14 protein-coding genes are annotated in these 13,451 nt (G+C 62.0%); 5 read left to right on the top strand and 9 right to left on the bottom strand.

What is annotated here, in order from left to right; genetic code table 11:
- Positions 1 to 95 precede the first annotated feature (95 nt).
- Genes kynA through kynB form a run of 3 tightly spaced genes read right to left on the bottom strand, consistent with a single transcriptional unit; the run spans position 96 to position 2,922 of the window.
- The gene (gene kynA, locus NCR98_RS11040) at positions 96 to 992 is read right to left on the bottom strand and encodes a tryptophan 2,3-dioxygenase (protein WP_250526212.1); all 897 of its coding nucleotides are present in this window, start codon (positions 990 to 992) and stop codon (positions 96 to 98) included.
- Positions 993 to 1,004: 12 nt separating this feature from the next.
- Positions 1,005 to 2,255, bottom strand: coding sequence for a kynureninase (gene kynU / locus NCR98_RS11035; protein ID WP_250526211.1), 1,251 nt, complete (start codon positions 2,253 to 2,255; stop codon positions 1,005 to 1,007).
- 34 nt (positions 2,256 to 2,289) lie between these two features.
- Complete coding sequence (gene kynB / locus NCR98_RS11030) at positions 2,290 to 2,922, bottom strand: arylformamidase (protein ID WP_250526210.1); 633 nt, start codon at positions 2,920 to 2,922, stop codon at positions 2,290 to 2,292.
- A 130-nt stretch (positions 2,923 to 3,052) separates the two neighbouring features.
- On the opposite strand from kynB, the gene NCR98_RS11025 reads away from it, so the two are divergent.
- Positions 3,053 to 3,559, top strand: a complete 507-nt coding sequence (locus NCR98_RS11025) for an Lrp/AsnC family transcriptional regulator (RefSeq protein ID WP_244826176.1) — start codon at positions 3,053 to 3,055, stop codon at positions 3,557 to 3,559.
- A 33-nt stretch (positions 3,560 to 3,592) separates the two neighbouring features.
- On the opposite strand, the gene NCR98_RS11020 is transcribed toward NCR98_RS11025, so the two are convergent.
- The gene (locus NCR98_RS11020) at positions 3,593 to 4,105 is read right to left on the bottom strand and encodes a flavin reductase family protein (protein ID WP_250465581.1); all 513 of its coding nucleotides are present in this window, start codon (positions 4,103 to 4,105) and stop codon (positions 3,593 to 3,595) included.
- A 436-nt stretch (positions 4,106 to 4,541) separates the two neighbouring features.
- Here NCR98_RS11020 and msrA point away from each other — a divergent pair, with 436 nt between their 5' ends.
- On the top strand, positions 4,542 to 5,102 hold the full coding sequence (gene msrA, locus NCR98_RS11015) for a peptide-methionine (S)-S-oxide reductase MsrA (RefSeq protein WP_244826174.1): 561 nt from the start codon (positions 4,542 to 4,544) through the stop codon (positions 5,100 to 5,102).
- A 239-nt stretch (positions 5,103 to 5,341) separates the two neighbouring features.
- On the opposite strand, the gene NCR98_RS11010 is transcribed toward msrA, so the two are convergent.
- From NCR98_RS11010 to pdxH, 3 genes are all read right to left on the bottom strand, one after another.
- Positions 5,342 to 6,355 (bottom strand): DUF72 domain-containing protein, encoded by a 1,014-nt coding sequence (locus NCR98_RS11010; RefSeq protein WP_250526229.1) that lies wholly within the window; start codon positions 6,353 to 6,355, stop codon positions 5,342 to 5,344.
- A 155-nt stretch (positions 6,356 to 6,510) separates the two neighbouring features.
- On the bottom strand, positions 6,511 to 7,725 hold the full coding sequence (locus NCR98_RS11005) for a class I SAM-dependent methyltransferase (RefSeq protein ID WP_250526209.1): 1,215 nt from the start codon (positions 7,723 to 7,725) through the stop codon (positions 6,511 to 6,513).
- Positions 7,726 to 7,864: 139 nt separating this feature from the next.
- Positions 7,865 to 8,506, bottom strand: a complete 642-nt coding sequence (gene pdxH / locus NCR98_RS11000) for a pyridoxamine 5'-phosphate oxidase (protein ID WP_250526208.1) — start codon at positions 8,504 to 8,506, stop codon at positions 7,865 to 7,867.
- Positions 8,507 to 8,773: 267 nt separating this feature from the next.
- On the opposite strand from pdxH, the gene NCR98_RS10995 reads away from it, so the two are divergent.
- Positions 8,774 to 9,619 carry a tRNA threonylcarbamoyladenosine dehydratase gene (locus tag NCR98_RS10995; protein WP_250526207.1) on the top strand — a complete coding sequence of 282 codons (846 nt, stop codon included), beginning with the start codon at positions 8,774 to 8,776 and terminating at the stop codon, positions 9,617 to 9,619.
- Positions 9,620 to 9,894: 275 nt separating this feature from the next.
- Here NCR98_RS10995 and trxA read toward each other — a convergent pair whose 3' ends face one another.
- Both trxA and NCR98_RS10985 read right to left on the bottom strand, forming a co-directional pair.
- Positions 9,895 to 10,743 carry a thioredoxin gene (gene trxA / locus NCR98_RS10990; protein ID WP_244826170.1) on the bottom strand — a complete coding sequence of 283 codons (849 nt, stop codon included), beginning with the start codon at positions 10,741 to 10,743 and terminating at the stop codon, positions 9,895 to 9,897.
- A gap of 97 nt (positions 10,744 to 10,840) precedes the next feature.
- Positions 10,841 to 11,740: a pirin family protein gene (locus NCR98_RS10985; RefSeq protein ID WP_250526206.1), complete on the bottom strand. Its 900-nt coding sequence runs from the start codon at positions 11,738 to 11,740 to the stop codon at positions 10,841 to 10,843.
- 213 nt (positions 11,741 to 11,953) lie between these two features.
- On the opposite strand from NCR98_RS10985, the gene NCR98_RS10980 reads away from it, so the two are divergent.
- Positions 11,954 to 12,220 (top strand): hypothetical protein, encoded by a 267-nt coding sequence (locus NCR98_RS10980; protein WP_250526205.1) that lies wholly within the window; start codon positions 11,954 to 11,956, stop codon positions 12,218 to 12,220.
- 172 nt (positions 12,221 to 12,392) lie between these two features.
- A complete protein-coding gene (locus NCR98_RS10975; protein WP_250492687.1) occupies positions 12,393 to 13,274 on the top strand; it encodes an EamA family transporter in 882 nt (293 codons plus the stop codon).
- Positions 13,275 to 13,451 lie beyond the last annotated feature (177 nt).

Below are 13,451 nucleotides of genomic sequence, written 5' to 3'. Positions count from 1 at the left end.
CATCGTGAAGCAGCCGTGCTCGAATCGTCGCCGGGCGGCGAGGGTCGCGCGATTGCGCAGTCGCCGCAGCTTGAGCTCATCGACCGCACGCAATCTCAAAGCATCGTGCGCACATGCCAAAGCTCCGGAAACAGCACCACGTCCAGCATCTTGCGCAGATACGAAGCGCCCGCCGTGCCGCCCGTTCCTTGCTTGGAGCCGATGATGCGCTCCACCGTCGTCACATGCCGGAAGCGCCATTGCCGGAAGGCGTCTTCCAGATCGACGAGTTCCTCCGCCATCTCATAAAGCTCCCAGTAGCCTGACGGATCGCGATATACCGCGAGCCACGCCGCTTCGACCGACGCGTCGTGCGTCGTGGGCTGGGTCCAGTCGCGCTGCAGCCTTTCGGACGCGATCTGGAAGCCACGTCGCGCGAGCAGTCGGATCACTTCGTCGTAGAACGAAGGCGCTTCGAGCGTCTGTCGCACCTGCGCGAGAATCTCCGGCCGATGCGCATGCGGCTTCAGCATCTGCTCATTCTTGTTGCCGAGCATGAACTCGATCTGCCGATACTGATGCGACTGAAACCCGGATGACGCACCGAGATACGGCCGCATCGCGGTGTATTCGGAAGGCGTCATGGTCGCGAGGACGTTCCACGCCTGCACCAGTTGCTCGAAGATGCGCGACACGCGCGCGAGCATCTTGAAGGCGGATGGCAGGGCGTCGGTATGAACCGCTTCGAGGGCAGCATGCAGTTCGTAGAGCGCGAGCTTCATCCAGAGTTCGCTCGTCTGGTGCTGCACGATGAACAGCATCTCGTTGTGATCCGGCGAGCGCGGATGCTGCGCGGTCAGAATCGAATCGAGGCCGAGATAGTCGCCGTAGCTCATCGAATCGGAGAAATCGAGCTTGGCTTCGTGCCAGCCTGATTCTGCCGGTTGCACCGCCCGTGCCGCATCGGCTGCACCGTGGCCGAACGGACATCCGCCGCCTTTAACCTCATTCATGGCCGCCACCTCTCAAGTCACCGAAGCGCGTTCGCCAAACTCCGGCGCACGCCAGCTTTCGGTCGCGAGCACATCGCGCAGGGTTTCAACCGCGTCCCAGACATCGACGAAACGCGTGTAAAGCGGCGTGAAGCCGAAGCGCAAAATACGCGGCTCGCGATAATCGCCGATCACGCCACGCGCGATCAGCGCCTGCATCACCTCATAGCCGTTCGGATGCTCGAAGCTCACTTGCGAGCCGCGTCGCGCATGTTCGCGCGGCGTCGCGAGCGTCAGCGGAAACTCGCCGCAACGCGCTTCCACCAGCTCGATGAACAGATCGCCAAGCGCAAGCGACTTGCGCCGCAAGGTCTGCATATCCGTTTGCAGGAATACATCGAGCCCGCACTCGACGAGCGACATCGAGACGATAGGCTGGGTGCCGCACAGATACCGACCGATACCATCGTCCGGGCGATACACCGGGTCCATCGCGAACGGTTTCTTGTGCCCCCACCAGCCCGAGAGCGGCTGCGAGAATGTGTCCTGATGGCGCTTGGGCACCCACACGAACGCAGGCGAACCCGGTCCGCCGTTCAGATACTTATACGTGCAGCCGACGGCATAGTCCGCGCCGACGCCGTTCAGATCGACCGGCACCGCGCCTGCCGAATGCGCCAGGTCCCAAACCGCGATTGCGCCCGCGCGATGAATCGTCTCGGTGAGCGCGGCCATGTCGTGCATGTAGCCGGTGCGGTAGTTCACGTGCGTGATCATCGCGATGGCGGTGTGTTCGTCGATGGCGGCAGGCAGTTCGGACGCGTCATCGACGAGACGCAGTTCATAGCCGCGATCGAGCTGCTCGATCAAACCCTGCGCGATATACAGGTCGCTCGGAAAGTTCGAACGTTCGGAGACGATCACGCGACGTTTCGGATCGCGCTCGTTCGCGAGCTTGAGCGCCGCGGAGAGGATCTTGAAGAGATTGGCCGAGATCGTGTCGTTCACGACGACTTCATCCTCGCCCGCGCCGATGAGCGGAGCCAGCTTGTTGCCGAGCCGTCGCGGCAGCGCGTACCAGCCGGCGGTGTTCCAACTGCGGATCAGCCCTTCGCCCCATTCTTCGGCGATCACGCCGGCCGCGCGCGCGGCAGCCGCTTTGGGCGGCACGCCGAGCGAGTTGCCATCCAGATAGATCACGTCGTTCGCAAGCACGAATTGATCGCGCAGGGCATTCAGCGGGTCGTCGCGGTCGAGTGCGGCGGCGTCGTCACGGTTTTTCATCGAAAAGTCCAATTGTTCAGGGAAGATCGGGCGATCAGGAAAGCGGGCGCAGGACGGCGCGCACCGGGCTCGCATCGAGCGTCGAAAATTTGAGCGGCAGCGCGATGAGTTCGTAGTCGCCGGGCGCGACGGCATCGAGCACGAGGCCTTCGAGAATCGCCATGCCGTGCGCGCGAATCCGGCGATGCGCGTCCATCGTCTTCGATTCCTGCGGATCGAGCGATGGCGTGTCGATACCGATGAGCTTCACGCCACGCGCCGCCAATAGATCAATGGTCGCGGGCGCGACGGCACAAAATGCGCTGTCCCAAGTGTCGAGCGGCGCACTCGCGTAGGTACGCAGGAGGATGCGCGGCGGGGCGTTGTCATCGTCGAGAAAATCGGCGATATGTTCTGGCAAAACGAGCGGCGCCGCGCCAATGCAATTCACGACCCGGCAAGCGCCGAGATACGTGTCGAGCGGCACCTCGCCAATAGCCGCGCCGTGTTCGTCGTAATGCAGCGGGGCATCGGCATGAGCGCCGGTGTGCGGCGAAAGCGTGAAACGCGCCACGTTCACGGGCGAGCCCGCTTCCATGCGCCAGACGCGTTCGATACCAACGGGCGTATCGCCCGGCCAGACCGGCGTGTCGGTGGAAATCGGCGGAGAAACATCGAGAAGCGTCATGTCGGCTAACAGAAAGCGCTGGGATGCGTCAAATCATAGCCGTGCTATCTCGAAATGTGATTGCAAAAAAACTACCCAAAAACGTTGTGGCTAGAACATAATTCGATGAAACGGGCTAGGGGACTAAAAAATGACCGGATTCACGCTCGATGCAACAGATTGCCGAATTCTGGCGGTACTGCAGGAAGATGGACGGATCAGTAACCTGGACCTTGCGGAGCGTATCGCGCTCTCGCCTTCGGCGTGTTTGCGCCGCATGCGCCTGCTCGAAGAAGAGGGCGTGATTGCGAGCTATCGCGCGTGTCTGGACCGTGAGCGGCTGGGCATCGAGCTCGAAGCCTTCGTGCACGTCTCCATGCGCAACGACCAGGAAAACTGGCACGAGAAGTTCGCGGCCGCCGTGCGCGAATGGCCGGAAGTGGTGGGCGCGTTCGTCGTCACGGGCGACACGCATTACGTGTTGCGCGTGCTCGCGCACAACCTCAAGCACTACTCGGATTTCATTCTGAGCAAGCTGTATAAGGCGCCGGGCGTTATCGACATTCGCTCGAATATCGTCTTGCAAACCATGAAGGACGATGCAGGCGTGCCCGTCGCGCTGATCGAACAACCGGCGCGGCCAAGCAGCCCGCCTTGAGTCTCAGGCGTTGATACTCAAGCGTCGAGGCGCTTATTCGATCGATCCCAACGTGTGGAATCCGCCGGCGTGAAACACCAGCGGAGGCGCGCTGTCGTCTTTCGCGCGCACGCCACAGCGCTCCACTTCGCCGACAAAGATCACGTGGTCGCCTTCGTCGTAGCGGCTGCGATTGTGGCATTCGAACCAGGCAATCGCGCCGTCGAGCACTGGCATGCCGGTGTCGCCCGCCGCGTGCGAGACGCCCGCGAAGCGGTCGCCCTTGACCGTGGCGAAGCGCCGGCAAAGCTCCAGTTGCGATGCCGCGAGCACGTTCACCACGTAGTGACTATTGGCGCGAAACACCGGCATCGAAGCCGACTTGGTGGCGAGACTCCACAGCACGAGCGGCGGGTCGAGCGATACCGAATTAAACGAACTGGCCGTGATGCCGATCAACTGCCCGGATTCGGTGCGCGTGGTGATGACGGTCACACCCGTCGCAAACTGGCCGAGCGCGGCGCGGAATTCTTTCGGATCGAAGTTCGGGGTTTTGGCGCTTGTCATCGGGCAAAGTCGTCTTGTTTTTTCGCCGACCTGACGAGTTTCGCTTGGAGCGAGAGGACTTGTCATCGGTTAGAAGTGTCTTGTTTTATGCCGATCCGGACGCGCGTTTCCTCGGGGCGAAAGGGCTTGTCATCAGGTGATGGAATCTCGTCTTGCCGAACCGGATACGTGGTGCATTCGAATCGGAAGGACCTGTTCTCGTGTGTCTAAAAGCTGGAGATTGGCTCGATTCTAGCGGAATCAGCCGTCCGGAACCGCCATAAGCCAGCGTCGGCAGTGTGGCCAACGCCGCTTTGTAAAAGCCGGTAAGCTCGGAGCAAGCCCTTCGCGCGCATCGAAACATCGAAGAAACCGTGGGGAATGTTGAAGAAGCGGCGAGGCGCATCCATATGGGTGATCCGCGGCATGGCCGCATGCACTTGACGAGGAGTTGCGCATGACCCAGCAGAATGAGCAGGCAAGAACCGAAACCGCGACGCTCGGCGGCGGTTGCTTCTGGTGCACGGAAGCGGTGTTTCTGGCGGTCGAAGGCGTGGTGTCGGTCGAATCCGGCTATGCGGGCGGCAAGGTGGTCGATCCGTCGTACGAACAGGTCTGCGACGGCGAAACCGGCCACGCGGAAGTGGTGAAGGTCGTGTTCGATCCGGCGATCATCAGCTACCGCGAAGTGCTTGAGATTTTCTTCGCGACGCACGATCCGACGCAACTCAATCGCCAGGGTAATGACGTGGGCACGCAGTATCGCTCGGCGGTGTTCACGCATTCGGACGAGCAACGAAAGGTCGCGCTCGAAGTGATCGATGAACTACAGCGCGAGGATGTCTTCGGCGGCAAGATCGTCACGCAGGTCACCGCGCTCGACAACGACTACTATCCGGCCGAAGCGTATCACCAGAACTACTTCGAGCAGCATCCGAACCAGGGGTATTGCGCGGCGGTCGTCGGCCCGAAGGTCGCGAAGTTCCGCAAGAAGTTCGCGCATCGGTTGAAGAAGTGAAGGGCGGGGCGGAGGCCGCGCTTGAGGGCGGTCTGCATACCGTGTCGGAGCCGGGAAGTCGCCGCGTTCAGTCCATCCCATAAGGCGAGGCATCCTGGCGCTCAAGTCGCGCTTGAAGCAAAGACGTGACGGCATGCGAGCCGTGCCTGAAGTGCGGCTCGATAGCGGTGGATAGAGCGTTCAGCCAGTACGCCGGGGAGCCCGGTCGATTTCAGCCGTCGCATGTTATAGGTATACCGCTAGCCGCGTTGTACGCGCTCGCATTCCCGCGCAATCCCACGCGCAAGCTCGAAGCACGTAAGCGGCGCGGAACCCTCCGCCTTGTTGTTCGCCGCGATGACCACCGGCTGGCCCGCGATCGCATATCGCGCGGCCAGTTCGGCCAGCGCCTCGCGCGTGTCGCGGTCTTCATCGACTATTTGGTCGAACGGCTCGTACTTCGCCTTTGCCTGTTCGTAGCGAAAGCCGCTGTGCAAACTCCAGCGCACGACGAGCGGCCCTAGCGTTTCTTCGTCCAGCAACTCGAGCGCCTTCGCCTGGCGACGCACGTCCGGCATGCGCGCGTGCACGCCGATGCAATAGCGCACCGTCGCGTCCCGCAGCGCGCGTATGAAGCGAGGTGTCAGCATGACGGCGTCGCGCAATTCGACGGCGTAACGCGTCTCGCCTTCGAGCGGCGGAAGCGCGCCGAGAAACGCCGCCAACCGGTCGATGAAGCGCGATGGCTCGACGATCATCGCATCCGGCAGCGGCGAGAACTGGAACACGAGCGCGCCGGCTTTCGTCCCAAGCCCGCCGATGCACGGCGTCACGAATTCGTCGATGGCAATCCGCGCGTTCAGAAACGCGGGGTTCTCCGCATCGGGCGCGCCGCGCTGGCCGCGGATAAAGGCGTCGGTGACGGCGGCAGGCGCCTTCACGATGAAGCGAAAGTGCTCCGGCACCTGGCTCGCATACCGCGCGTAGTCGGCGAGCGAAAGCGGTGCGTAGAACGAGCGGTCGATGGACACGCAGCGCAACAACGGATGCGCGCTGTAGGCGGTGAGGCCGTCGCGCGAGAGCTTCGTGTTCGAATACGCGTCGCCGTAGACAATTCCGCGCCAGCCCGGAAACGACCACGTCGATGTGCCGAGATGAATGGCTTCGGGCAGTTGTTTCGCGAGCGCGTCGAGATCGGCGTTCAATGGCGCGGGCAGGACGCCGCGTGCCTTCGGCTGGCTCGCGGGCTTGCGCGGCGCGGGTTCTTCGAACAGGTCGGGTTCTGTGGCTTGCCCGTGTTCCGCCGACGCCGGCAGGCACTTTGGCTCACCGGCTGGCGCAATCTCACTCGGCGCCGTGTCGTCGAGCAGGGAGCCCTGCGCGTCGCCGTCACGCGCAGCGTCCTCTTCCGGAAACTTCGATCCCTGCTTCAGAGCGCCTTCTCGTAGATGTATTTCCGCGACCACGGCAAGGTCCTCGCGCTGCGGCCCGCCTTGCGGCACACCACTTGGTAGATCGACACGTCGTCGTTCTCGAACGCGTACGCGCAACCCGCGAGATACACGCGCCAGATGCGGAATTTCTCGTCATCGACGAGCTTCTTGGCTTGCTCGGCATTTGCCTCGAAGCTCTCTGCCCAGATGTCGAGCGTGCGGGCGTAATGCCGGCGCAAGCTTTCGATGTCGATCGCTTCCAGCCCGCCGCGCTGCATGCTTTCGAGCGCGAGACCGATATGCGGCAACTCGCCATCCGGAAACACGTAGCGGTCGATAAACTCGCCGCCGCCGAGCGCGGTCTCGCCGCTGTCGGCGTCGGATGACGTGATGCCGTGATTCATCGCGACGCCGTCATCGACCAGCAGATCGCGAATCTTTGCAAAGTAGCCCGGCAGATTCTTGCGTCCGACGTGCTCGAACATGCCCACGCTCGTGATGCGGTCGAATTGCCCCGGCACGTCGCGATAATCTTGCAGACGGATTTCGATCTGATCTTCGAGGCCCGCATCTTTCACGCGCTGCGTCGCGAGCTTGAACTGGTTTTCCGAGAGCGTCACGCCCACGCACTTCGCGCCGAACTTCTGCGCGGCACGGATCACGAGCGCGCCCCAGCCGCAGCCAATGTCGAGCAAACGATGGCCCGGCTGCACCTGAATCTTGGTCAGGATGTGATCGATCTTCTTGATCTGCGCGGTGGCCAAATCTTCGTCGCCGTTTTCGAAGTACGCGCACGAGTACACCATGTTCTTGTCGAGCCAGAGCTGATAGAACTCGTTCGACACATCGTAGTGGTACTGAATGGCCTTCTTGTCAGACGCCTTCGAGTGATTGAAGTAGCGCCGCACGCGAGCCAGCTTGCCCGCGCTCGTGACGGTGTTCTTCGCGAGCGAATAACCGACGTTGATGATGTCCGAGAGCTTGCCCTCGATATCGATCTTGCCTTTCACGTACGCTTCACCGAGATTGTCGAGACTCGGTTCCAGCAGATAAGGCAGCGCCGTCGCGCTCTTTACATGCAACGTGACTTGCGGCGCGGCGAACTGCCCGAAGTCGTGCTGCTGTCCATCCCAAAGCACGAGGCGCGCAGGCAGGTTGGCCCTGGCCCGCACTTCCTCGACCCATTGCGTCAGCTTCTTCTCCCAGAACATGCTTGCTTCTCCGCGCTAAAGAAAATCAAGGGGAAGGCCCGCCGTGCCGGTTCTGGATGCCCGTGCATCGACGCGCCTTCATGTTCGTTGCCGTGGTGCTGCGTTTTATGACGACGTACTGCCTGCTACCGGACCCGTCTTAGGGTGCGAGCCTCTTGATATCCCACGGGCCGTCCGCGCGCTCGCGCTCGTAGACGATGCGGTCATGCAGCCGCGACGGACGTCCCTGCCAGAATTCGATGGTGTCCGGCACGAGCCGGTAGCCGCCCCAATGTGGCGGGCGCGGCGGTGCGTCGCCGAATTTTTCGATCATTTCGCGCTCGCGCGCTTCGAGCGCCTCGCGGCTTTCGAGCGGCTGACTCTGTTCCGACGCCCACGCGCCAATGCGCGATCCGAGCGGCCGGGACTGAAAATAGGCATCGCTTTCCTCGGCGCTCGTCTTGACGATCACGCCTTCGACACGCACCTGACGTTCGAGCTCGATCCAGTGGAACAGCAGACTTGCCGCGGGATTGGCGGCGATTTCGCGGCCTTTGCGGCTATCGTAATTGGTAAAAAAAACGAAGCCACGTTCGTCGAACCCCTTGATCAGCACGATGCGCGCGGAGGGCCGGCCGTTCTGGTCGACGGTGGCCAAGGTCATGGCGTTGGGTTCGGGCAGTTTCGCGTCGAGCGCCTGGGCGAACCAGGTGTCGAACTGGCGCACCGGGTCCGGCGCGACGTCGGCGGCGTCGAGTGAGCCGCGAGAATAATTTTTGCGAAGGTCTGCGAGGGTGGTCATTTTTATGCAAACGCTACAGTCGGCGTCAGTATAGCCAAGGTGGTTCTTTCTTGCCCTTGCCGTGGTGAATCCGGTCCGGCTATCACCCCTTGGGTTTCGATAAGGCAGAATACGCAATTCGCGCGCTTTCTGCATGAATGGTCTACCAACTTTGTCAATTAGACAGGCGCTTGTAAGCTATGCCTGACGGGCCGCAGCGGCGTTTGGCTTGTTTTTGCCCATGCTCCGCGAAGCCCTCCCGCGCTTTTTCGGTTTCTGCTTCCACCTATGACTGCCACCATCGCTCCCAACGAGTCACCTTCCGCCGACGAGATCGCCGACCGCGACCGACGCTTCGGCGGCATCGCGCGTCTATATGGCGCGCCTGCGCTCGCGGCGTTCGAAGGCGCGCATGTCGCGGTGATCGGCATAGGCGGCGTGGGATCGTGGGTGGCTGAAGCGCTGGCGCGCAGCGCAATCGGCAAGCTCACGTTGATCGATCTCGACAACGTCGCCGAAAGCAACACCAACCGGCAGATCCACGCGCTCGACGGCAACTACGGCAAGGCCAAGGTCACGGCGATGGCCGAGCGCATCCGTTTGATCGATCCCGCCTGCGACGTGCGGCAGATCGAGGACTTCGTGGAGCCGGGTAATTTCGATGCGATGCTCGGCGGCGGTTTCGACTTCATCGTCGATGCCATCGACAGCGTGCGCACGAAAACCGCGCTCATTGCGTGGTGTGTCGCGAACAAGCAGCCGCTGATCACGGTGGGCGGCGCGGGCGGGCAGCTCGATCCGACGCGTATTCGCATCGACGACCTGGCGCTGACCATTCAGGACCCGCTGCTTTCGAAAGTGCGCGGCCAGTTGCGCAAAATGCACGGCTTTCCGCGCGGACCGAAGGCGCGTTTCAAGGTCAGCGCGGTGTATTCGGACGAGCCGCTCATTTACCCGGAAGCGGCCGCTTGCGATATCAGCGAGGGCGCGGAGCATCTGGAAACCGGCGCGGGATACGCGGGCCCGGTCGGGCTGAATTGCGCGGGTTTCGGGTCCAGCGTGTGTGTGACGGCGAGCTTTGGGTTCGCAGCGGCGGCGTTCGTGCTTCGGGCGTTGGCGAAGAAGGCGGCTTAGGGCGGCAGATTCTTGCGGGGACTTAAAAACGGCGCGCGGATAGAGTCACAGAAGCATGAATGGTGGTGGCTTGCGTCGATGGCAGGTCGGTTTTCGCACGAATATGACGAGCTGGCGTCGCGGCAAACCCGCCAGTTGCACGCATGCATGCGAGTCGACGTGGCCACACGGCGAACATGCGCTGCTTGACGTCACGCGGCGAACCGCAGCCAACAAAAAAACGGCCAGCTTCCACGAGCTGGCCGTTTCTGCATCCACGAGCCGATCATGCATGCTCAATTCATCGCGGCACTCAGCCTGCGCCGCCAGTACGCCACGACATCCGGCTGATTCGCCGCGAGTTCGAACACCGATAGCATCGTCTTGCGGCCAACGTCGTCCATGAACGCGCGATCGCGCACGACGATTTCGAGCAGATGTTCCAGCGCACCACCGTAATCGCGGCCGGCGATCAAACGGTTCGCAAGCGCAAAGCGCGCTTCGAGATCGTCCGGTTTCGCGTTCACCGCCGCGATGAGATCGTCGGCGGGCGGCAGTCCGGCGGCTGCATCGGCGGCGTCGAGTTCGGTCTTGAGCGCGTTATAGCGCGCGTCGATGCCCTGCGTCGTCTTAGGCGAAAGCAGCTTGTCTTCTTCCTTCGCTTCGTCGATCCGCCGTTCCGCGATCAGCCATTCGATCAAATCGAGGCGCGCATCTTCGTAACTCGGATCGAGCGCGATCGTGGCCTTGATGCGATCGATCGCGTCCTTGCGGTTACCGCTCGCCCACGCGTCGTGCGCGGCGCGGCGCTCGGCCTCGGCGCCAGCAGGCACGAGCCGGTCGAGAAACTCGCGCAATTGGCCCTCCGGCAACACGCCGATGAACTGGTCCACTGGCCGGCCTTCCGCGAACGCGATCACGTGCGGAATGCTGCGCACCTGGAAGTGCTGCGCGAGTTCTTGATTCTCGTCGACATTCACCTTGACGAGCTTCCAGTTGCCGGCGGCTTCGGCTTCGAGCCGTTCCAACATCGGACCGAGCGTCTTGCACGGGCCGCACCACGGAGCCCAGAAATCGACGAGAACGGGCGCGAGCATCGACGCGTTGATGACGTCGTTTTCAAACGTAGCGAGGGTCGTTTCCATGCGTTCTCTCCTAATGCCTGCAATGTGTCTTGAAATTAGATGGGGACGCTTGCATAACTCTCAACGGCCACGGCGTTGATTCACGCCGATGCACGTCTCATGCCTCGGGCGCGCGATTCTCGCGGCGCGCGGGCGGCAGCGGAATGAACTCCGTCTCGCCGGGAACGTGCCCCATGCGCTGCTCGCTCCATGCCTGTTTCGCGGCCTCGATCTTGTCGCGCGAACTGGCGACGAAATTCCATTCGATGATGCGTGCGCCGTCGAGCGGCGCGCCACCGAGAATCATCACGCGCGCGCCGTTCGTGCTCTCGAAACGCACCGGCGCGCCCGGTTCGAGCACGGCCATTTGCTGTTCGGGCAGCGCTTGGCCGTCGATGGACAGATCGCCTTCGACGAGATACACGCCGCGTTCCTCGTGTTCGGTATCGAGCGTGAGCGCGCTGCCGCGAGCGAAATCGGCGGCGACGTAAAGCGTTGGCGAGAACGTGCGCGTGGGCGCTTGGGCGCCGAACGCGGTGCCCGCGATTACGCGCAAAGTCACGCCGTCGCGCTCGATTTGCGGCAAGGCGGACGCCGCATGACGCTCGAACGAAGGCTCGACTTCCTCGCTTGCCACCGGCAGCGCGACCCAGGTCTGGATGCCATGCATCGTCTGGCCTCGCTCGCGTTCCTCGTCGGGTGTACGTTCCGAATGGACGATGCCGCGCCCGGCGGTCATCCAGTTGACGTCGCCGGGCACGATCTTCTGCACGGAGCCGACGCTGTCGCGATGCATGATGGCGCCTTCGAAGAGATAGGTGACGGTTGCGAGCCCGATATGCGGATGCGGCCGTACATCCAGTCCCTGTCCGGGCACGAGGGTTGCGGGACCGATGTGGTCGAAGAAGATGAAGGGTCCGACAGTGCGTGCCGCCAGTGCGGGGAGCACGCGCCTCACCGTGAGGCCGCCGACATCGTGTTGATGTGGTTTGAGCAGGACGCGGATCGACGTGGACATTGGCGGTTCCGGTAGCTGACGCGCCGGTTGCGCGCCTGGAACCGCCGATTCTACCGGCCGCTGCGGCGATGCGCTCTCATCGGGGATGTGGAAAACGCTTCATCGACTTCGTGCGGAGTTACGCGTGCTTCACGTGTTTTTTACGAAGGGACCGCGCTTTTTGCAGCATGCGTGCAGAATTTGCGCAAACGTCAATTGATAGGAGAGGAAACCATGAGCAAGAATAAACTGTTGATCGCCATCGCCGCAGGTCTTTTGAGCGCCACGACTGCAACCGGCGCAATGGCCCAGACCTCGTCGGGCAACTCGTCGGCGGCCATGGGCCAGACCGACACTGGCGCGTCGACCGATGGCACGTCGTCGTCGGGCACGACCAAGCACAAGATGCGCAAGCACAGCGCGCATCCGTCGGCAGGCAAGAAGACGCCTGACGTCGAAACCGGCAACAATGCGGCAGCGGAATCCGGCCAAAGCAAGTAAGCGGTCTGGATTGCTGTGAAGCGCCCGGGCTTCCCTTGGGAGGCGCGGGCGTTTTTTTGTCTGCATGCGCCAAGACGGCAAGGCGTTGTGAGCGCAGTTTTTCACAAGCCACCGCAGAGTGCGCCCCGCTAAACTCGTGTGACTTTCAATCGAAGTGCACGAAGGAGCGGCGATGTCGCCAAGGGATTTGTTGATTGCGTCGGTGGTGATTCTCGCGTGGGGCGTGAATTTCGTTGTCATCAAACTGGGTTTGCACGGCGTGCCGCCGTTCTTGCTGGGCGCCTTGCGATTCGCGCTGGCCGCGGTGCCGGTCTTCTTCGTCAAGCGCCCGCGAATTCCGCTGCGCTGGCTTTTTGCTTATGGTCTTTCGATTTCGTTCGGCCAGTTTGCGTTGTTGTTCTATGGCATGTCGGTCGGCATGCCGGCGGGACTTGCTTCGCTCGTCTTGCAGGCGCAGGCGTTCTTCACCTTGATCTTTGCCGCCTTCATGCTTGGCGAGCGCATACGCGCGATGAATATAGCTGGACTCTTGATCGCGGCGGCCGGGCTAGCGCTGATCGGCATGCAGGGCGGCCACGCGATGACCCTCACAGGGTTCTTGTTCACGCTTGGCGCGGCGTCGATGTGGGCGCTTGGCAATGTCGTCACGAAGCGCATGGGCAAAGTCGACTTGCTGTCGCTCGTAGTGTGGGCGAGCCTGATACCGCCGCTGCCGTTTCTTGCGTTGTCGTTGATTTTCGAGGGCCCGGCGCGCATTGAAGCGAGCCTTGCGGCGATCCCGTCGATATCGATTTTCGCGATCGTTTATCTCTCGTTCATCGCGACCATCATTGGCTACAGCTTGTGGGGCAAATTGCTTGCGCGCTATCCGGCGGCGCAGGTCGCACCGTTCTCGTTATTAGTGCCGGTGATAGGTATTGCATCGGCGGCGGTGTTTCTGGGCGAGGCGCTGACACCGGCGGAAGTAGCGGGTGCGGCGCTGGTAATGGCGGGATTGGCGGTCAATGTATTCGGCGCACGCTTGAAACAGAGACTATTCCCCGTCCCGCGATAAAAAAAACCGCGAAAAATGAACCCTTAAAGTGAAGGCGGCTAAAGAAAAAAGCAATACAACGGCCGACTTCCTTGGAAGTGCCAGAGAAGAAACTCGAACAGCGACTCCGAAAAAAGCCTTGGTCTTGTGAGTTTTACCGAGAGCGTGAGTGGAGGGGGAGTGCACAAAGGGTTTGTG

The sequence above is a fragment of the Caballeronia sp. GAWG2-1 genome, assembly GCF_023631405.1.
In the GTDB taxonomy this organism is placed as follows: Bacteria; Pseudomonadota; Gammaproteobacteria; order Burkholderiales; family Burkholderiaceae; genus Caballeronia.
The sequence above is the reverse complement of the archived record's forward strand: the minus strand, read 5'-3'. Positions and strand labels throughout refer to the sequence as shown.